The organism is Candidatus Cloacimonadota bacterium, from assembly GCA_020532085.1.
In the GTDB taxonomy this organism is placed as follows: Bacteria; Cloacimonadota; Cloacimonadia; order Cloacimonadales; family Cloacimonadaceae; genus Syntrophosphaera.
In genome coordinates, this window is sequence record JAJBAV010000004.1 from 74,662 (window position 1) to 93,954 (window position 19,293).

The window sequence follows — 19,293 nt, forward strand, 5'->3', positions numbered from 1 at the left end:
TTAAACAAAGGGCTGGAACCGACCCAGATGCTTTTCCACCAGCAAGGCGTGGCGGAGGCCGCGGCTGGAGACAATCGCGCCCTCCAGACCGAAATGTCGCAGGATCTCTTCCAGGATCAGCGCGCTGGCCAGAATGATCCCTTCCCGGCCTGGAGGCAAACCCTTTATCAGAGGGCGTTCCGACTCCCTGGTCCGGCCGTAGAGATCGATCTGGCTCGCCAGTTCCGCTCCGGACAGCCAAAATCCCTGCACTTTCCCGGCCTCAAATGGCTCCAAAGCCAGGGCCACCGCCGCCAGGGCGCAGCTTCCGCCTCCGCAGGCGACGGTGAACATCCGCTTCGGAAAGGGAAACGCCTTCTCCAATAGATCCTGGATGTGGTTTCTGAGGCGATCCAGTTCCTCCGGGCGCGATGGATCGTTTACCATAAAGGATTTGGTGAGGGTAAGCGCGCCCAGGGGCAGGCTGTGGCTTGACCTCATGCCATGATCATCTCTGAAACTGAATTCCGTGCTGCCGCCGCCGGAATCGAGCACCAGACAGGCTTCATCCGCAGGCGCAAGCTCTGAAGCGGCCTCAAAGCTCAGCCACGCCTCCTCTTCCGGGGTGAGAACGCGCAGGTCCCAGCCGGCCAGGCATTTAAGTTGACGAGCGAAATGTTCCGCGTCCTCCGCCCGGCGCAGGGTTTCCGCGCCCACGCAAAGGATTTGTTCCACACCCAGTTCCCGGCAGGAGTTCCGCACTTCGCTCAGATAGGCCAGATTGCGCTCAGCGGCCTCTGGCCCGATCTTGCCTGTGGCGGCCAGTTCTTCACCCAGCCGCGTGACCTGGCTTAGTTCCCTGATGATCTGGCCCTCGGGGCCAACTCCCTGCGCGACAACGCATTTGACGGAGTTGCTGCCAATATCCACGACCGCCCGGACCAGGCTGCCTCCCCTCATCCCAAAGCCAGCAGCACCGCTTCCGGGGTGGCCGGGAACCGCAGTTCCGCGGCGGGATTAACGGCCCAGACAGCGAACTGAATGGCGAACCAGACGGCCAGGCCATAGATGTAAGGCGGCTCGCCGGTGGCCTTGCTGCCGAAAACGCTGGAGTATTCAGCGCCGGCAGGAACGACCTCCAATTCCAGCAGTTGGGGGATTTCACGCACCGTGGGGATCTTGTAAGTGGAGGGATTCACGGCCAGATATCGGCCCCTGTCGTCCAGCGGAAGTTCCTCGATCGTGCACCAGCCGGCGCTCTGAACAAAGGCGCCGATGATCTGGCCGCGGTCGATGGGCTCGCTGAGGCTGTTGCCGTTTTCGTGCACGATGAAGGTTTGCAGCACCTGGTGTTCGCCGCTGAGCAGGTTGATCTCGGCCTGGACCAGAGCGCAGCCGCAAACGTAGTAGTGAAAAGGATTGCCCTGGCCCCGCTCGCGGTCGAAGTGCAGGCCGGGAGTTTTGTAATAGCCGTAGGCGGCCAACGGCACGCGGGCATTGTAGGCTTCGCGCACAAGTTCGGCAAAAACCAGCCGCTGGTCCGGATCGGACTCACACCAGACCTGCCCTTCCTCAAAACGGATCTCGCCCACGCCGCAGTCCACGCCCCGCAGGCCCAGCAACTCGCGAACCACGGGGATGAGTTGGTCACGCACTTTTTCCGCGGCGATGCGGGCGGCGTTGCCGTTGAGGTCACTGCCGGTGGAAGCCGCTGTGGGAGAGGCATTTCCCACTCTCTGACTGTTGTTGCTTTCCACCCGGATCCGCTCCAACGGCAGGCCCAGAACCCGGCTGACCACCAACGCGCATTTGGTGCTGACCTCCTGGCCCATTTCCACCCCGCCGGTGGTGAGTGACGCGCTGCCGTCGATATAGACCCAGAGCAGCGCCGAGGCCTGGTTCAGCAAAGCCGTGGTGAAGGAAATGCCGAACTTGACCGGAACTATTCCCAGGCCCTGTTTGTGAAACTCGTGGCTGGCGTTGAAAGCCCGCACCTCTTCTTTCAGCTTGTCATAAGAGCTGTTCCGGCGCAATTTGTCCAGCAGTTCGCTCAGGTTGCTGTCGCGCACCGGCTGTCCATAGGGCGTGAGGTCGCCGGAGCGATAGGCGTTGGCCTGACGCAGTTCCAGCGGGTCGAGGCCCAGTTGGCGGGCGATGCGCTCCAGGATCGCTTCGATCACAAAGACCCCCTGGGGCGCCCCAAAACCCCTGAAAGCCGTATTGGGAGGAAGATTGGTGCGGCAGGCCCGGCCCCGGAAGCGGGCGTTTGGGATGTGGTAGGCATTGTCGGCATGAAAGAGGGCGCGCTCCAGAATGGCCACGGAAAGATCGGCATAGGCGCCGCCGTTGGAAAGCAGCTCCACGTCCAGGGCGCTGATCCTGCCCGTGGCGTCAAAGCCCACTTTCCATCTGCTTTTGAAGGGGTGCCGCTTGCCGGTGGAGCGCATGTCTTCCTCCCGGGTCAGCAGCACCTGGACCGGTCTCTTGGTAAGGAAAGCGCCCAATCCGGCCAGGCAGGCCCAGAGGGTCGCGGCGCGTTCCTTGCCGCCGAAAGCGCCGCCCAGGCGGGGCACGTCAACGATGATGTGGTGCGCCGGGATCCCCAGCACGTGGGCCAGCACTTCCTGCACCTCCATGGTGCTTTGGGTGGCAGTGAACAGCGTGAGGGTGTGCCCTTCGCCGGGAATGGCGCGGCAGCGCTGGCTTTCCAGGTAAAAATGCTCCTGCGCGCTGGATCCCGTGATCCCCTCCAGGGTGAAAGTCGCTTCGGACAAAGCTTTGGCCACATCGCCACACTCGATCTTGCGCTCCGGGATATACCACTCTTTCTTCGCGTCAGCCGCGTCGATCTCCAGAAGGGGCGGCAATTCCTCATATTCCAGCCGGATCAGCTTCGCGGCGTCCTCGGCCAGGGTTGCATCGGCGGAGAGCACCATCGCCAGCGGCTGGCCCAGATACATGATCCTCTCCTCCGGAAACAGCGGTTCATCCTTGATCACATGACCGATCTGGTTGGCGCCGGGGATGTCCGCGGAGGTTACAACCCTTTCCACTCCGGGGATCGAGGCCGCTTCGGAGACATCCAGTTTCAGGATCTTCGCGTGGGCGACAGGCGAGTAGAAAAACTTCGCGTGCAGCATGCCCGGCAGGGGCGCTTCGTCCGCGATGAAGCGAGAACTTCCGGTCAGATGCAGTTTTCCGCTGATGTGGAAAGGCTGTTTTTTCATCCCCGCCTCCCGTCCAGAAATTCCGTCAGATAGGCTAAAACGTGGTTCCTGAGAAGTTTGGAGCGGTACTCCCGGGAACCCCGGACGTCCGTGAGCGGCTCAAACTCCGCCGCCACATAATCCGCGATCTCCGCCGCGTGCAGACCCTGCAACTCCATGTTGTGCATGGCTTTCAGGAATTTTATGGAAAGCTTGGGCACCGCGGCCACACCGCCCGCGGCCAGGCGCGCGTTCACCACTTTTTCGTCCCTGGTTTCGATCAACACCGCCGTAACCACCGAGGAAATGTCCACCGCCTTGCGTTTGGCAGCTTTCAAGGCCCTGACAAAAACGTCACGCCGCGGCACCGGGATCAGCACGGCCTTCAGGATCTCGCCCCTGCGCAGAGCGGTTTGCCGGTAGTCCAGATAGAATTCGCTGAGCGGGATCTTCCTTTCCCCGGCCGCGGACCACAGCTCCAAACTGGCATCCAGCGCCAGCATCAGCGGCAGGGTGTCCCCGATCGGCGAGGCGTTGGCAATATTGCCCGCCAGGGTGGCGAAATTGCGGATCTGGGTTGAGGCGATGTGTTTCACAAGTTCATGCAAAACGGGCAGATCGGTCTTTACGATGCCGGATTGCAGCAGCATGGAATAGGTCACATTGGCCCCGATCCGGACCCCCTGGCGGGTGAAGCAAATGAAGTCCAGGCCGCCGATGGCGCTGAGGTCGATCAACAGGGGAAAGCTTTTGCGCTGCACGTTCATCTGCACCATGATGTCGGTTCCGCCGGTGATGAAAGTGAAATCCTTCCGCTCCTCCGTGATGGCGGCCAATTCTTCCAGGCTCCGGGGCAGCAGATAGTTTTGGCAATGGCGCAGAGGCCCGCCGCGCTGTTCACAAGCTTCCATCACAGCCTTAAAAGCGAAGATCTCGGGTTCCACGGCGCGGCACCAAGACGGCACGATCTGCTCCGGCGCATGGTTTTGGCTCAGGTCCCGCGCGGCTTCCAGAATGCTCTCGTAACCCGTGCAGCGGCAGAGGTTTCCCTCCAGCGCGAAGAGGATCTCCTCCTCGGTTGGGTGTGCGTGCGTGGCCAGCAGCGCGAACAGGCTCATCACAAAGCCTGGAGTGCAGTAGCCGCACTGGGTGCCGTGATGTTCCAGCAGTGCCTGCTGGATGGGATGCAGAGCTTCCGGCGTGCCCAGGCCCTCCACGGTGATCAGATGCTTGCCGTGCAGCTTGGCGGCATTGTAAAGGCAGGAGGTGACCGCCTCGTAAAAGATCTTGCCCTCCCGCGCGCTGGCCACCACCACGGTGCAGGCGCCGCAGTCGCCTTCGTTGCAGCTGCACTTGGTGCCGTGAAGTTGCAGCGTGTGGTGCAAGAAATCCATCGTGGTCTGGGCGGGCGCGATCTCCGCGAGCATGGGTTTGCCGTTCAGCCAGAAGCTGACGCGGTTGTGGCTGTAAGCGCGGCCGGAGGCGTCACGCAGTGTATCAACTGAGTTATCTTTCATGGTCTGACCTGCTTGAAAATTGGGTTTCTTACCCCATGTGAAGCCCAGCCATATTTGTCCAGCATTTTTTACGCCCGGAAAAAGTCCGGATCGTTCGCCGGTTTTAGGTTGACACAAATCCCCCGGTCGCGATAGTCTGTTTCCGGGTTGAGATTTTTCCAACACTTGGCCCGCTCTGTTCGTTGGTTAAGCAGAAGAAACACCAGGAGCAAACCATGATCGATCTTGACGCCTTTGTCCGCACGCACGAAAGATCGCTGCTGAACTTCGCTTTGCAGCTCTCGCGCAACGAGGACGACGCCTACGATCTGCTCCAGGACACCTGGCTCAAATGCCTGACCTTTCAACAGCTGCTGTCCGATCTCAGCGAGCAGAAACAGCGCAGCTGGCTTTTCACGGTGTTGAAAAACCGCTGGCTGGACATCTGCCGCCATCGCAAGCTGGAACGCCTTTCCACCCCTCCAACCGAGGCCGCGGCGCCTTCCGCCCTGCCTCAGTACCAGCTGGAGCATCTGCTGGATAAGCTGCCTCCCCTGGAACGGGATCTGGTTTACCAGAAATACTGGCTGGGTTGCAACAGCCGCCAGATCGCCCGGGACAAGGGGATCCCGGAAGGGACGGTGCGCTGGCGCCTGAAGCTGGGATTGGACAAACTGAGAACTTTGATCGAACAGAGAGATAAGGAGGAAAAATGTCTACTCTGATGCGCAACATCGGCATCCTGGATGCCCGCAAAGCCACTGTGGAACAGATCGCCGCCATCGGCAAAATGGTCAATATCGGCTGCATCGTCGTCAACCCCGCCTCCAAGGCGGAACTGATGAAGGTCAGCCTGCTCAACGTGGGCAAGATGTTGGAACTGGATGATGACTACCGGCTGCACACCGGGCCGCTGGAAATCACCCGCGGCATGCTGGAGGAAGCAACTTCACCCCTGAAATACTGCATCACCGGGCCCCTGAGCCTGGATTGCGACCTCACCCCGGAATTGCTGCAGGCCAAGCTGGCCGGGCTCTGCCTGATCGGGCCGGCCTCGGTTCCGGAACACCTGCACGGTGTCTTCATGTCCATCGCCAAAGACATCATCGGCCCCGTTTCCACCATTCCCTGCGACGGCACCAAGGTGTTGGGCCGGGTGGGCAGGATAAACATCACCAACGCCTGGCTGGAAGCGCTGGAAGATGGCACCAAAATGAGCCTGGCGGGAAAGCTGACCCTGGCCGAGGACCTGGATCCGGAGCTCTTTGCCCGCAAGATCAGCAGCCTCAAGGTGATGGGCGGCGCAACCTGCACCCTCAGCCAGGAAGAGATGCTGCGCAAGGTGCTCGAAACAGGAGAACAAACCCGCGTGCGCGTGATCCGCTCCGATTATCACTACGTTCCGGGCGGCACCCGCCTGGACGCTTTCACCGTGATGACCGTGAACAAAAACACTATCTCCTGCCCCGGTTTGCTGATCCTGGACGAGGAACTCACCGATGACATCATCCGGGAAAAGGACCTGCGCTTCGAGGCCGGGACCCTCTACTTTCCCAAAACCGTGATGCGGGAAATGTCGGCCCGCATCTCTTCCGGCAGTCACGGCATTCCTTACGAACCGGGCAAACTGACCCTCGTGACCTCGGAACAGATCATCACCCCGGCCCGCCTGGAATCCCTGCCCGAAGGCACACTGCTGCTGGTGAACGGGGTGCTCAAGTTCGACGAGGGCGTGAGCCTGGAAACCGCAGCAGCGAAGATCGCCATCCTGGACAACTACGGCGAGATCACCGCCAGCCGCGACCTGGCCAGCATCCTGCAGGGTAAACTGCGCCGGGATGAAGGCTCCATCACCTCAAATGAGGAAGCCGGCGCCACCGCCGATGCCGCCTACGACACCGTGATCGAAAACGTGGCCACCTACACCTTCTGATTAGCGGCCCCGGCATCATAACCGCTTCAGGACCCCGCCCCAGGCGGGGTCCTTTGTTTTGCCGTTCAGCGCAAAATAATCCCAACACTTTCCCAGTTCCGCGCGTTAGAGATATGTAAAGACACTTTCAAGGAGATGATAGATGAACAACGCCGCCTACAACGCCACGATCTTTCAACCGCGCCACCTCGGCGAGGAATTTCCCCGCCCGCCAATGCCAACCTTTGGCAACCCGGGACCCCAGGCCCCACAAAAAAAGGAGTCCGCCATGTGCATCCTGAAAATCTGGCGTGAGCACCGCGAGCAGCTGATCAAGCAGCGCCTGCGCCTGCTCTGACGCCTCCCCCACCCCCGCGCGGACCAAAGCACCTGAAGCCTCCCTTCGGCTCTTTGGTCCGCTTTTGTATCCGCAGCTTTGATTTTTGCCCTTTCGCGGCTGGACGGCCCGGCTGTTCCCAGTCTCCACTCCCTGTTTTTTTTCACGAGAGACCTGTACCACACAATGCTCCAAGCTGCAGTCACATTGACAAGTTGGAGTCATTTGCGCCAAAAGCCGCAACACCAAAACACCATTATCAGAGACGCGAAGAAATTGTGCGTGAAGCATTAATGCCAATTTCCCCCTATGAGTCCTTAAACCCCATGAAGACAGTGCAATCTTTGAAACTTGATCAGAGCTAAATAACTACTGCCTGGCTACTGCCCGGCAGAGGGCTGAATTACTCCCGCGATCGATACGGTTTTGAGATGTTTGCGTCAACCCTTTTCTGCCCGGCCGGGTCAGTTCTCTTTTTCTTGACGAAAAGTGGCCGGCCAGAGATTTTGGAAAAACAGTTGGCCAACGCGGCATAGCTTGGCCCCAGACAGCTTAAAATACGCCTTAGAAAGGGGATATAGACATGCTATCAACCAGGGACGCGATCCAGAAACTGCTGGACAAAGAACAGAGGACCCTGCAGATGGGCGGCGCCAAAGCCGTGGAAAAACAGAAAGCGGGAGGCAAACTGACCGCCCGCGAACGGCTCGATCTGTTGTTCGATCCCGGCACTTTCCGGGAACTGGACATGTTTGTGCGGCACCGCTGCGACAACTTTGGCATGGAGAAAACCGAGATCGCCTCAGACGGTGTGATCACCGGCCACGGCCTGGTGGACGGGCGTCCGGTGTTCGCTTTCTCGCAGGATTTCACCTCGCGGGGCGGTTCCCTGGGCGAGATGCACGCCGCCAAGATCTGCAAGGTGATGGACATGGCGCTGAAGAGCGGGGTTCCGCTGATCGGCATCCAGGACAGCGGCGGCGCCCGCATCCAGGAAGGCGTGGATTCCCTGAAGGGTTACGGCGAGATCTTTTACCGCAATTCCCGCGCCAGCGGCGTGATCCCCCAGATCACCGCGATCATGGGACCCTGCGCCGGCGGGGCGGTTTATTCCCCTGCCATGACGGATTTCGTGTTCATGGTGAAGCACACCAGCTTTATGTTCATCACCGGGCCGGACGTGATCCGCGCGGTAACCGGCGAGGAAACCACCCAGGAAGAGCTGGGCGGCGCCATGGCCCACAATTCCAAGAGCGGCAACGCCCATTTCGCCTGTGAGAACGACGCCGACGCCATCGAGCAGATCAAGATCCTGCTCTCCTACCTGCCAGCCAACAACATGGAGGACGCGCCCCGAACAGAGTGCGCGGACGATCCCTGGCGGCTCTGCCCCAATCTGGACACCATCATTCCGGACAGCCCCAAGGAAAGCTATTCCATGCACGAAGTGATCAAGACCGTGCTGGACGACGGCAACTTTTTCGAGCCGCACCTCTACTATGCCCAGAACATCATCGTGGGCTTCGGACGCCTGAACGGACGTGTGGTGGGGGTGGTGGCGAACCAGCCTAAAGTGCTGGCCGGCTGCCTGGATATCGACGCCTCGGACAAGGCCACCCGCTTCATCCGCTTCTGCGACGCCTTCAACATCCCTCTGCTCACCTTCGTGGACGTTCCCGGCTATCTGCCCGGCACGCAGCAAGAGCACAACGGCATCATCCGCCACGGCGCCAAGCTGCTGTGGTGCTATTCCGAGGCCACGGTGCCCAAACTGACGGTGGTCACCCGCAAGGACTACGGCGGCAGCTACATCGCCATGAGCAGCCGGCATCTGGGCGCGGACATGGTGTTTTCCTGGCCCGGCGCCGAGATCGCCGTGATGGGCGCCCAAGGCGCGGCCAACATCATCTTCCGCAAGGAGATAGAGGCTGCCGAGGACAAGGTGGCCAAACGCGCCGAGATGATCCAGATCTATGAAGAAGAGTTCAACAACCCCTACGTGGCGGCCTCGAGAGGCTATGTGGATGCCGTGATCCTGCCTTCCGAAACCCGCAAACGGCTGATCGACGCCCTGGAGATCCTCTCCAGCAAGAGCGAAAGCCTGCCGCCCAAAAAACACGGCAACATCCCGGCCTGAGAAAAGCCATGACAGACCGGAAAAAAGAACTCGCCGCCCTCGCCGGAGTGCTGGCCCTGATCTCCTCAGATGAGGCCATCTCCTATCCCCAGCGCCCGCTGGAAAACGCTCCCAGCGCCTGGCAGCATTACGGCCGCCAGCAAACGATGCTCTACCGCGAGCTCAGCCAACGCAGAATGATCAAAAGAAACAGATAGAAGGAGACACCATGCACAAACATGGCATCTTGGAATACAGCGCCATGCGCTATGAGGCCGACCGTCCCAAGGCGGCCAACCCGATCAAAATTCAGGACCTGTCGTTCCGCGACGGGCATCAATCCCTCTTCGCCACCCGCGGCCGCACCGAGGACCTGCTCCACGTGGCGGAGCTGATGGACCAGGTGGGCTTTTACTCCATGGAAGTTTGGGGCGGCGCCACTTTCGACTGCATGCACCGCTATCTGGGTGAGGACCCCTGGGAACGCATCCGCGCGCTGAAAAAACACATCAAGAACACGCCCTTTTCGATGCTGCTGCGCGGCCAGAACCTGGTGGGCTACCAAAACTACGCCGACGACGTGGTGGAGGCCTTCGTCCAGCGCGCCTGCGACAACGGGATCGACATCTTTCGCGTGTTCGACGCCCTCAACGATTTCCGCAATTTCCAGACCGCGGTGAGGATCATCCAAAAAAACCACAAACACTTCCAGGGCGCCATCTGCTACAGCCTCACGGAACAGCGGATGGGCGGCGACATCTACAACATCGAATATTACACCAAGAAAGCCAAACAGCTGGAAGAGATGGGTGCGGACACAGTCTGCATCAAGGACATGGCGGGCCTGGTGGCGCCCTACGACGCCTACGAGCTGATCAAAGCGCTCAAGGAAACCGTGAAAGTGCCGGTGCACCTGCACACCCACTTCACCAGTGGCATGGGCGATCTGGCGCTGTTCAAGGCCATCGAGGCCGGGGTGGACATCATCGACACCTGCGTGGGTCCCTACGCCTACCGCACCTCCCATCCGGCCGTGGAACCCTTTGTGAACGCGCTGTTGGGCACCAACCGCGACACCGGTTTCGACATCCGCCTGCTGAACAAGATCGGCAAGGAAATGGAAAAAGACATCCCCAAATACCTCCAGTTCGCCGACAACACCAAATTCAACATCATCGACACCGACGTGATCATCCACCAAACCCCGGGCGGCATGCTCTCAAACCTGGTGAACCAGCTGCGCCAGATGGACGCTTTGGACAGGCTGGATGACGTGTTCAAGGAGATCCCGAAAGTGCGTAAGGAACTGGGCCAGATCCCGCTGGTGACCCCCACCAGCCAGATCGTGGGCATCCAGGCCGTGAACAACGCCCTCTTTGACTCCAAGGACGGCGAATACGCCCGCATCACCGAACAGGTGAAAGACCTCTGCTTCGGCCTCTACGGCAAGACCACCCTGCCCATCGATCCCGAGGTGCAGAAAAAAGCGCTGAAAGGCTATCCCCGCGGCGAAAAACCCATCCACGTGCGCCCCGGCGATGTGATCGAGCCCGCTCTGGACCAGGTGAAGAAGGAAACCGAAGGCCTGGCCAAAGATCTGGACGACGCCCTCATCGTGGCGCTCTACAACCTCACCGGCAAGAAATTCCTGAAGATCAAATACGGCCTCGAGCCGCTTCCGGCCGAGATGAAAGCCACCACCCTGGAAGAGGTGAAGCGCCAGGAAGAGCTGTGCCAGAAGGCCAAAGCCGGCCTGCTGGTGGAGAAAAAGGAGCCGGTGGCCAAACCCGAAGGCCTGCGCCAGTTCGACGTCTTCATCGACGAAGAGCACTATCTGGTGGAGGTTTCCGAAAAAGGTGGCGCTCCGCGTGTGGTGCGTTCCGCTCCCGCCGCTCCACTGCAGGCTTCCAGGCCCGTGTCCCAAGCCGCTCCGGTTCAAGCGCCAACTCCCGCTCCCGCCGCTGCCAAAGCCGAACCCAAGCCGGCTCCGGCCTCTGCCGACGGCACCGCCATCCCCGCCCCCATGCCCGGCATGTTCGTGAAATATGAAAAACAGGTGGGCGACAAGGTGAAGATCGGCGAAACCCTGCTGGTGCTGGAGGCGATGAAGATGTACAACAACATCCCCAGCCCCGTGGCAGGCACGGTGGCGGCCACGCCTTTTTCCTCCGGCGACACGGTGGGCAAAGGCGACACCCTGATCGTAATCAAACCCGAATAGACGCCCTTCAAGGAGCCAAAATGCAGACCAAAAGCACGATCATGGACAAAGCCCAGATGGAACGCAGCGTCCATCGCATGGCGCATGAGATCATAGAACAGAACCGCGGCCTGGACAAGATCTGCCTGGTGGGCATCCGCAGCCGCGGCGTGCCCCTCGCGCAGAGGCTTTCAGAGTATCTGCGCCTGATCGAGGGCCAGGACATTCCCGTGGGCATCCTGGATATCACCCTCTACCGCGATGACCTTTCCACCATCTCGCACCAGCCCGTGATCCGCGGCTCGGAATTGGGCTTCGAGATCGAGGGCGCCGTCATCGTGCTGGTGGACGACGTGCTCTACACCGGCCGCACCGTGCGGGCCGCCATCGACGCCCTGCTGGATTTCGGCCGCCCCAAGCAGATCCAGCTGGCCGTGCTGATCGACCGCGGCCACCGCGAACTGCCCATCAAGGCCGACTACGTGGGCAAAAACGTGCCCACCTCCCGCGAGGAGATCATCAAGGTGGAATTCGAGGAAACCGATGGAGCCGATTCCGTCCGCATCGTTCTATCCTAAATACCAGGCCCGCTGGAAAAGCATCAGGAGCCTGCTCTGCGTGGGCCTGGATTCGGACGTCACCCAGCTGCCGGACTGTGTTTTGGGCGAGCCCAACCCCATCTGGGAATTCAACCGCCGCATCATCGATTCCACCGCGGACCACGCCTGCGCCTACAAGCCGAACCTGGCCTTCTATCTCAGCGACGGCCTCCGCGGCCTGGAAGCCCTTCAGCGCACGGTGGAGTATATACCAAAAGACATTCCCGTGATCCTGGACTGCAAGGTAGGCGACATCGGCAACACGATGGAGCAATACGCCGTCAGTTACTTCGACCGCATGGGCTTCGATGCCATCACCCTCAATCCGCTGATGGGTTCCGATGTTCTGAAGCCTGTTCTGAGGCGGCCTGGAGCCTTCGCCTTTGCGCTTGCCCTCACCTCGAATCCCTCCGCCGAGGAGTTCTTCCTCTCGGCCAAAATGGCCGGCAAGGTTTCCGGCTGGATCAATAATTATCCCCTGGAGCAGCTTGGAGCGGTGATCGGCGCCACCCAGGGGGGAGACCTGAAACGCATGCGGGAACAGCTGCCCGGCCGCGTCTTTCTCATCCCCGGCGTCGGCGCCCAGGGCGGAGACCTGGATTCGGTGCTCCAAAACGCCGTGGATTCCGCCGAAACGCCCAACATCCTGATCAATTCCTCGCGCGGGATCATTTTCCGCGAGAAAACGCCCCAGTTCGCCCAGGCGGCGGGATTGGCCGCGAAGGAACTGAAAGGCCTGGCCATTGTCTGAGCCAGAGCCGGAAGTTCAATCCGATAAAGCCACCTCCGCTGGAAGTATCATGCCAACTAGGCCAGGATTGCTGCTGGCAGTTCTCCTGCTGATCATCCCGATCATGCTTTGCGGCGATGCATACCGGATTCCCCCCTTCGAGAATATCAGCACCACCAGACTGCCCGACGGCAGTTATGAGCTCTGCTATGACCTTTATCCCCGGATGCTGGACTTCCCGGGGATGCAGGATACACTCAAAACCGTGCTGCTGCGGGTTTCAGAACTGGGCGGCGGGGTTTTTCTGAACATCCCCAGCTGGGATTGCCTGAGCGGGGATATTGGGGACAACCTCCTCATCGGAAAAGATAAAAGAGTCATCTGGAACGCCCCCGCGGAAAGCTGGTACAAGCCGGAGCTCGATTATGGACTGCGTCTGATGGCGGTGGAGCCCAGATACTGGTATCCGCAGAAAAGCATCATGGACCGCTCGCATGCGATTCTACGGTCTCCGGCTGTCACACCGGACCGTCTGCAGCAGCTGCCGGAGCCGGTATCCACTGCTCCACAGGAAGATAAGCTGGTCTACGTTCCCGGGGGAACTTTCAGCTGGCAAGGCTTCAGTTACCCCATTGCCGGGTTTTATTTGTCAGCCTTTGAGGTCACCCAGGGCGAATACGAAGCGGTGATGGGCCGCAACCCCGCCATCCAGTTCGGCGTGGGGCCTGACCACCCTGTCTATTACGTCAGCTGGCTGGACGCCGTGGTTTACTGCAACCTGCGCAGTATGAGGGAGGGCCTGGTTCCCTGTTACAGCCTGGCTGAATACGGAACCGACCCCCGGGTCTGGCCCCCCTGGTGGGATTATCTTCCGGATGCCGCCCAGGCCAACATCAACTGTGATTTTTCGGCCAGTGGCTACCGTCTGCCCAAAGAAGAGGAATGGCTGCATGCCGCCAGCGGCAGCGACGCCACTTATCACGCCTACCGCGATGCCATGCTGGCTGCCAGGGACTCTCTGGGGCAGGACACCATCTGCACACAGCCGGTGGGATCTTACGCTCCCAATGACGCCGGCATTCATGACATGCACGGCAACGTGGCCGAATGGACCTGGAACGCTTTCTCCTGCCTGAACGATCAGTTCAAGGGCCTGAGTACAGACCTGGACGGATTCTACAATCTGCACCTCCGGAATCACGCGGTCGCTTTCCGCTTGGGGCAGGGCGCCTACTGGCACATGACCGCTCATGATGCCTTCAAACCTTACCAGCACGAGCTTTTGTTGGGGGCAGGTCACGTCTACGATGCGGTGGGGTTCCGGGTCTGCAGAAGCGCAAAATAGTTTCAGCACAGGAATATTGGCACAAAGATCTCTCTCCAATCGAGTGGGGCTTTTGGTTGGATTTCAGACGTAGCCCCTCGATCGGTGGTCAGACAACAAAATTCGTTTTTCCCCAACCTCAGCTGAAGATCACAGATCTGTGATCCTCAGCTGGGGTTGGGGGTGTTTTAAGGGAACTTTTGCACACCTGACGAGGGGTTCCAATCGCTGCGCTCTCTACACACCATCGCTATCGTTCTGCCGCCCTCCGGGCTGATTCCAGATGGAAAGCAACCACTTGATACAGAACCAAGCTTGGTCATGAGATCAATACTCTCTGATCCTGCCCCTGATCCATAACTCCGGTCTCAGCGAGACCAACTCCGCCCCAACAGCCATAATTGGCTTCAGGCCCGGATCTGACCAGTTGGAAAACCCCCGCAGGCAACGGGAGGGTACTTACAGCCGGGCTTTGAGGTCGGCCACGAACTCCCGGATGTGGTCTTCCGTGGTGTTGAAACTGCACATCAGCCGCACCTCGTTGAGAGCTTCGTTCCACATGTAGAAATGGTATTTCTCCTGGAGGGCTGGCGTGATCTCGCGCGGGAGGATCACGTAGAGGGAATTCACCATCACCGGCTGGGTGATGCGCAGCTGCGGGATCTCCTTTAGCCGGTCCGCCAGCAGCGCGGCCATCTGGTTGGCGTGCAAAGCGTTGGAACGCCAGAGCTCGTCCTGAAGATAGGCTTCGAACTGCGCGGCGATGTAGCGCATCTTGGAAAAGAGCTGGCTGCCCTGCTTGCGGTAGAAACGCAGGTCCGCAGTCAGTTCTGGGGTAAAGCTGATCAGCACTTCGCCGAAGAGCAGGCCGTTTTTCGCGCCGCCCAGGCTCACCGTGTCCGCCCCGACGTCCCTGGTCATCTCTTTGAGGCTGCATCCCAGCGCGGCGGCGGCGTTGGCCAGCCGGGCTCCGTCGATGTGCAGAAACATCCCGTGTTCGTGGGAAAAATCCGCGAGGGCCTTGAGCTCAGCCAGCGAATAGAGGGTGCCGTATTCGGTGCTTTGGGTGATGGAGACCACCCGGCCCTGGGAGTGGTGCTGGTCGCGGTTGTTGAGCAGGTTCGGATGGATCAGTTCCGGGGTCAGTTTGCCGTCCGGGCTGTCGATCACTTTCAGCCGCGCCTGGGTGAATTTTTGCACGGCTCCGCACTCGTCCACGTTGATGTGGGCTGTGTTCGCGCAGAAGACCGCGTGATAGGAGCGGAGGTAGTTTTGCAGGGCGACCACGTTCGCCCCTGTGCCGGTGAGCAGGAAGGAGGCCTCACAGCCGCCGCCGAATAAATACTCCAGCTGTTTCAGTACCTTCTGGCTGAGGGGATCGTCCCCGTAGGCGGGGCAATAGCCCGCGTCCGCTTTGCGCATGGCGTCCCATACCTTGGGATGCACTCCGCTGTGGTTGTCGCTGCCAAAACTTGTTGCATGCATGTTCACTCCTTGAAAAACTTCATGGCTCCCGTTCGGCTCCCGTTCCCGTTGAGTCAGGGGAGTCCGTTTCCGGATCCGTAACTTCCACTTCCGCCGGTAGTTCCAGGTCTGGCAAGGCCTCCATTTTCCTTCTTTGGCGCAGCGTGGCGAAGATCACCAGAAAGGGCAGCAGCGCGAAGAGCAACGAGGAAAAGCCGGTGATGAGGTAGATCCAGGCCTGACGGCGGCTGGCGGCGGCGAACTCCAGGTTGAAGCTGTGCAGGTTGGAATCGTAGGCTTGGGCGAAGGCTTCCGTGAAACGCGCCCGTTGTCCCCGGCGGTTGTGCGCGGCCACGCTGTTCCAGAAGTTCCGCCAGGCCTCCGGATCTTTTTGGCGCATATAGCGCACGGCGAAATACGAGGTTAGATAGTACATTTCCCAGTCTTCCCGCTGCCGGGGATAGTTGTAGGCCAGCTTGAAGAGGTCCATGCGGTTGCCCCAGAAACGTTCCCTCACGTAATGATAATAACGGTCGAGGCCCAGCTGGTGGCCGGCTTCGGTGGCCAGGCCTTCGTGCAGCCAGAGCGGCGCTCCGATCAGCAATTCGTCCAGCAGCCAGTGGGTGTATTCGTGCAGGATCAGCCCGGCGTAGTTGTGGGGGATCTGATCGGCGCTGCGGGCGTAGATGCGGCGTTCCCGGCTGGAGTAGAAGGCCTCGCTGAATTCCACGATCGCGCCCCGTCCCCGGGCCAGGATCTGATAGCTGGCGCGGTCCGGAACGATGTAGATATCGGCTTTGTTGGCCGGGTAAACGCCCAAACCCATCTGCAGTTGGCCAACCCGGTTGTCCAGCTCGTCCACGAAGCCCTGCCCACCGGGGAAATCCCCCTCCGCGCTGTGGATCACGAAGTTGTCCGTGAAGGCCGCCACAGAATATTCCACGGCCGCCAAACCCAGCGTCAGCAGGCAGATCAGGACGATCCCGAGGACACGTTTCAGCTGGACAACTCCTTGCGGCTCAGCAGAGTGTAATACTCCGTGGCGTCCTTTTTGGCCACATTGCCGCCGGGAACCTTGTCGATCCTGAGCTCGTGTTCAAAGCCATAGAGCCTGAAGATCAGCAGATCGCCGTCCTTCACTTCGGCGGAGGCCTTGGCGGTTTTGCCGTTGAGGCTCACCAAGCCCTTGTCGCAGGCAGTTTTGGCGATGCTGCGGGTCTTGGTGAGGCAGAGCTTGTTGAGCAACTGGTCGATACGCATGGCAAACTCCCTTCTTCGGAGCTGGATTTCCATATTGATTAGCTGGTTAATGAGTTAAAAGGCGTTGGGTTTCCAGGGCTATCATCAGTTCTTCGTTGGTGGGCACCTTCAGCACCGTCACCCGGGAATCCGGAGTGCTGAGCAGTTCTATCTCGGAAGTGAATTTGGCGTTGGTCTCGTGATCCAGCCTGATGCCCAATGCTTCCATATCCCGGCAGACCTGTTCTCGCATGATGGGCATGTTTTCGCCCACCCCGCCGGTGAAGACCAGCAGGTCCAAGCCGTTCATGGCGGCGAAGTAAGAACCGATGTATTTCTTTATGCGGTAGCAATATACGTCCAACGCCTGAATGGCGGCAGGGTTGTTGTGGAGCAATACCTGGTCCTCGATCTCCCGCATGTCGTTGGAGATCTGGGAAAGCCCCAGCATGCCGCTTTTCTTGTTCAGGATGCTGTTCACCTCATCCACGCCCAGGCCCAGGTTCTGCTGCATGTGGACGGGCAGGGCGGGGTCGATGTCGCCACAGCGGGTGCCCATCATCAGGCCTTCCAGCGGGGTGAGGCCCATCGAGGTGTCCACGCTTTTGCCGCCGTCGATGGCGGTGATGGAGGCGCCGTTGCCCAGGTGGCAGGTGATGATCTTCAGGTCCGCGATGTTCTGGTTCAAAAACTCGGCCGCGCGCAGGCTCACATACTTGTGGGAAGTGCCGTGGAAGCCGTAGCGGCGGATCTTGTGGACCTTGTAAAAGTCCAGCGGCAGCGGATAGAGATAGGCGTGGGCGGGCATGGTTTGGTGGAAGGCGGTGTCGAACACCCCGCACTGCGGCACGGAGGGCATGTTGGCCTTCACAGCCGCGATCCCCTTGAGGTTGGCGGGGTTGTGCAGCGGCGCCAGCGAGATGCATTCCCGCATCACCTCCACCACGTGGTCGGTGACCACCACCGCGTCCGAATAGTGCTCCCCGGCGTGCACCAGACGGTGGCCCACAGCGTCGATCTCGCTCTTGTCGCCGATCACGCCGTTCACGCTGTCCAAAAGCGAATCGATGATCAGCTGCAGCCCCTGTTCGTGGTTCTCGATCACCATTTCCCGTTTTTTCTTGGTGAATTTCTCGCTTTTGTAGGTGAAGAGGGCGATGTCTTCCCCGATCTTTTCCGCGATGCCGTCCGCCAGCACGTGGCGGGATTCGATGTCGATGAACTGGTATTTGATGGATGAACTGCCGCAATTGAGCACTAAGATCTTCATTTGTTCCTCATATCGTGTTTTTTGTGCAAGGCGGCGTGGAGGGGCAAAATTGTCAACTGATTTGGCTTTTTCCCTTTGTCCGGCCCTTAGCCCCAGCCCATCCGCCTCCCGCATACTTCCCCCAGAGTTCCCGCCCGGCCTACGGGAAGTGTGCGGGAAGTTGCCAGGGGGTGAATAGGCTGGGGCTATGAGCGGTTTGAACTAAAAACCGGGGCGGAAAAGCCCCGGTCAGTAAAATTGGCTGGGCAGGCCTATTCCACGCTCCCTTCCCAGCCGCCGGCCCCTTCCGGAAGTTTGCTGGCGGGAGGATTGTGGACAGCCCTGGCCGCCCTCTGGAAAGCGTTTTCCTCGATCCCGGCCTTGAGGATGATCACCAGTTCGCGCTCCTTGATCTCGGTCTTGTAATAGCCTGTGAGATAACGTATTCCCAACACCCACCAGGGCAGGTCCTTGAGGATCGGGATGCCGGCGCGGACGCGGATGGTGTCGGTGTCGTAGAGTCCGCCGATCACGGCTTCCTCCCCGTCGTAGAGCACCAGTTCGGTTTGGGAAAGGCTTTTGTTGATGATGGTGCTGATATTTCCGGGGGTGCCACTGCTGCGTTCGATGCTCACCTTCATGTGGATCACCTCGGTGCCTTCCACCTCCACGATGGTGGGCTCCACGTTCAGGATCACGCCGGTGGCGAAAAAGCGGTCGGTGGTGTTGCCGGCCTCATCCACTGTTTTTACGGAGATGTCCTGTCCCACCTGGATGAAGCCTTTTTTTCCGGAGGTGACCATGATGTTCGGTTTGGCGATCACGCTGCCTTTCTGGTTCGATTCGATGGTGTTGAGCAGGGTGTTCAGATCGATCTGAAATCCGCCGAGGTTGAAAACCCCGCCAAGTCCCAGCCCAAAGATGCTCCCAGGCACCTGTCCGGCCCCGGAGAAATCGGCGTTGAGGGTCACCCTGCCGTTCAGGAGGGTGGACCAGTCCACGCCCAGGGATTGCAGGAAGGCGCGGTCGGCCAGCAGGGCGACGGCGTTGATGCGCACTTGTTTGGCCTGGGCGTCCGCCTGGATCTCAGAGACGCTGGGCGCTTGATCCGCGGTGGCCGCAGGCGTATCGGCAAAGGCGATGAAGCCAGGCTGGTCCGCCACAGTTAGCCCGTTTTTGAGGGCGATCAGTTCCACGGCCTGGCGCCAGGGCAGGCGGTTCACGGGTACGCCGATGGGGCCGCCGTAGCTGCTTTGGTTGAACATCTTTTTATTCTCGAATTTCTGGCTGGAAAGTTCCAGGATCCGCACCGCCTCGTTGAGGTTGGTGCCAGCGTTGATGGTCACCAAGCCTTCTTCGGGCGCTTTGGGGGTTTGGGCCGCCAGCGGGAGCAGGCACAGGGCAAGCAGCAGGATTAAGCTTAAGCTGTATTTCAAGGTAAA

The 19,293-nt window shown here is 59.9% G+C and carries 17 protein-coding genes; 9 read left to right on the forward strand and 8 right to left on the reverse strand.

The features are described 5' to 3' along the window. Genes LHW45_02125 through LHW45_02135 form a run of 3 tightly spaced genes read right to left on the reverse strand, consistent with a single transcriptional unit; the run spans window position 1 to window position 4,702 of the window. Window positions 1-939, reverse strand: coding sequence for a hypothetical protein (locus LHW45_02125; GenBank protein MCB5284373.1), 939 nt, complete (start codon window positions 937-939; stop codon window positions 1-3). Beyond that, entirely contained in the window at window positions 936-3,206 is a 2,271-nt protein-coding gene (locus LHW45_02130; GenBank protein ID MCB5284374.1) for a molybdopterin-dependent oxidoreductase, read from the reverse strand. Before LHW45_02130 ends, LHW45_02125 begins: the two co-directional genes overlap by 4 nt. Then, a complete protein-coding gene (locus tag LHW45_02135) occupies window positions 3,203-4,702 on the reverse strand; it encodes an FAD binding domain-containing protein (GenBank protein ID MCB5284375.1) in 1,500 nt (499 codons plus the stop codon). The genes LHW45_02130 and LHW45_02135 overlap by 4 nt, the downstream gene beginning before the upstream one ends. A gap of 215 nt (window positions 4,703-4,917) precedes the next feature. On the opposite strand from LHW45_02135, the gene LHW45_02140 reads away from it, so the two are divergent. The 9 genes from LHW45_02140 (at window position 4,918) to LHW45_02180 (ending at window position 13,920) form a co-directional block, all read left to right on the forward strand. Continuing rightward, the gene (locus tag LHW45_02140) at window positions 4,918-5,406 is read left to right on the forward strand and encodes an RNA polymerase sigma factor (GenBank protein MCB5284376.1); all 489 of its coding nucleotides are present in this window, start codon (window positions 4,918-4,920) and stop codon (window positions 5,404-5,406) included. Further along, entirely contained in the window at window positions 5,394-6,614 is a 1,221-nt protein-coding gene (locus LHW45_02145; protein ID MCB5284377.1) for a hypothetical protein, read from the forward strand. Before LHW45_02140 ends, LHW45_02145 begins: the two co-directional genes overlap by 13 nt. 142 nt (window positions 6,615-6,756) lie before the next feature. After that, the gene (locus tag LHW45_02150) at window positions 6,757-6,951 is read left to right on the forward strand and encodes a hypothetical protein (protein ID MCB5284378.1); all 195 of its coding nucleotides are present in this window, start codon (window positions 6,757-6,759) and stop codon (window positions 6,949-6,951) included. A gap of 562 nt (window positions 6,952-7,513) precedes the next feature. Beyond that, the gene (locus LHW45_02155) at window positions 7,514-9,067 is read left to right on the forward strand and encodes a methylmalonyl-CoA carboxyltransferase (GenBank protein MCB5284379.1); all 1,554 of its coding nucleotides are present in this window, start codon (window positions 7,514-7,516) and stop codon (window positions 9,065-9,067) included. Between the two features lie 8 nt (window positions 9,068-9,075). Continuing rightward, on the forward strand, window positions 9,076-9,264 hold the full coding sequence (locus tag LHW45_02160) for a hypothetical protein (protein ID MCB5284380.1): 189 nt from the start codon (window positions 9,076-9,078) through the stop codon (window positions 9,262-9,264). Window positions 9,265-9,275: 11 nt separating this feature from the next. Beyond that, a complete protein-coding gene (locus LHW45_02165; GenBank protein ID MCB5284381.1) occupies window positions 9,276-11,267 on the forward strand; it encodes a pyruvate carboxylase subunit B in 1,992 nt (663 codons plus the stop codon). Window positions 11,268-11,287: 20 nt separating this feature from the next. Then, the gene (gene pyrR, locus LHW45_02170; GenBank protein ID MCB5284382.1) at window positions 11,288-11,824 is read left to right on the forward strand and encodes a bifunctional pyr operon transcriptional regulator/uracil phosphoribosyltransferase PyrR; all 537 of its coding nucleotides are present in this window, start codon (window positions 11,288-11,290) and stop codon (window positions 11,822-11,824) included. After that, the gene (pyrF, locus tag LHW45_02175; GenBank protein MCB5284383.1) at window positions 11,790-12,596 is read left to right on the forward strand and encodes an orotidine-5'-phosphate decarboxylase; all 807 of its coding nucleotides are present in this window, start codon (window positions 11,790-11,792) and stop codon (window positions 12,594-12,596) included. Before pyrR ends, pyrF begins: the two co-directional genes overlap by 35 nt. Window positions 12,597-12,645: 49 nt before the next feature. Further along, window positions 12,646-13,920: a formylglycine-generating enzyme family protein gene (locus LHW45_02180; GenBank protein ID MCB5284384.1), complete on the forward strand. Its 1,275-nt coding sequence runs from the start codon at window positions 12,646-12,648 to the stop codon at window positions 13,918-13,920. A 438-nt stretch (window positions 13,921-14,358) separates the two neighbouring features. Here the strand turns inward: LHW45_02180 and LHW45_02185 are convergent, their stop codons facing one another. The 5 genes from LHW45_02185 to LHW45_02205 form a co-directional block, all read right to left on the reverse strand. Continuing rightward, window positions 14,359-15,384: a threonine aldolase gene (locus LHW45_02185; GenBank protein MCB5284385.1), complete on the reverse strand. Its 1,026-nt coding sequence runs from the start codon at window positions 15,382-15,384 to the stop codon at window positions 14,359-14,361. Window positions 15,385-15,403: 19 nt separating this feature from the next. Next, a complete protein-coding gene (locus LHW45_02190) occupies window positions 15,404-16,306 on the reverse strand; it encodes a hypothetical protein (protein ID MCB5284386.1) in 903 nt (300 codons plus the stop codon). A 53-nt stretch (window positions 16,307-16,359) separates the two neighbouring features. After that, window positions 16,360-16,623, reverse strand: a complete 264-nt coding sequence (locus LHW45_02195; protein MCB5284387.1) for an RNA-binding protein — start codon at window positions 16,621-16,623, stop codon at window positions 16,360-16,362. Window positions 16,624-16,669: 46 nt separating this feature from the next. After that, complete coding sequence (locus LHW45_02200; GenBank protein MCB5284388.1) at window positions 16,670-17,872, reverse strand: acetate kinase; 1,203 nt, start codon at window positions 17,870-17,872, stop codon at window positions 16,670-16,672. Between the two features lie 251 nt (window positions 17,873-18,123). Continuing rightward, complete coding sequence (locus LHW45_02205; protein ID MCB5284389.1) at window positions 18,124-19,287, reverse strand: type II and III secretion system protein; 1,164 nt, start codon at window positions 19,285-19,287, stop codon at window positions 18,124-18,126. Window positions 19,288-19,293: the final 6 nt, after the last annotated feature.

Coding starts and splice junctions, on each gene's coding strand:
- LHW45_02125 (MCB5284373.1), bottom strand. CDS start 939: ATGAGGGGAGGCAGCCTGGTCCGGGCGGTCGTGGATATTGGCAGCAAC.
- LHW45_02130 (MCB5284374.1), bottom strand. CDS start 3,206: ATGAAAAAACAGCCTTTCCACATCAGCGGAAAACTGCATCTGACCGGA.
- LHW45_02135 (MCB5284375.1), bottom strand. CDS start 4,702: ATGAAAGATAACTCAGTTGATACACTGCGTGACGCCTCCGGCCGCGCT.
- LHW45_02140 (MCB5284376.1), top strand. CDS start 4,918: ATGATCGATCTTGACGCCTTTGTCCGCACGCACGAAAGATCGCTGCTG.
- LHW45_02145 (MCB5284377.1), top strand. CDS start 5,394: ATGTCTACTCTGATGCGCAACATCGGCATCCTGGATGCCCGCAAAGCC.
- LHW45_02150 (MCB5284378.1), top strand. CDS start 6,757: ATGAACAACGCCGCCTACAACGCCACGATCTTTCAACCGCGCCACCTC.
- LHW45_02155 (MCB5284379.1), top strand. CDS start 7,514: ATGCTATCAACCAGGGACGCGATCCAGAAACTGCTGGACAAAGAACAG.
- LHW45_02160 (MCB5284380.1), top strand. CDS start 9,076: ATGACAGACCGGAAAAAAGAACTCGCCGCCCTCGCCGGAGTGCTGGCC.
- LHW45_02165 (MCB5284381.1), top strand. CDS start 9,276: ATGCACAAACATGGCATCTTGGAATACAGCGCCATGCGCTATGAGGCC.
- pyrR (MCB5284382.1), top strand. CDS start 11,288: ATGCAGACCAAAAGCACGATCATGGACAAAGCCCAGATGGAACGCAGC.
- pyrF (MCB5284383.1), top strand. CDS start 11,790: ATGGAGCCGATTCCGTCCGCATCGTTCTATCCTAAATACCAGGCCCGC.
- LHW45_02180 (MCB5284384.1), top strand. CDS start 12,646: ATGCCAACTAGGCCAGGATTGCTGCTGGCAGTTCTCCTGCTGATCATC.
- LHW45_02185 (MCB5284385.1), bottom strand. CDS start 15,384: ATGCATGCAACAAGTTTTGGCAGCGACAACCACAGCGGAGTGCATCCC.
- LHW45_02195 (MCB5284387.1), bottom strand. CDS start 16,623: ATGCGTATCGACCAGTTGCTCAACAAGCTCTGCCTCACCAAGACCCGC.
- LHW45_02200 (MCB5284388.1), bottom strand. CDS start 17,872: ATGAAGATCTTAGTGCTCAATTGCGGCAGTTCATCCATCAAATACCAG.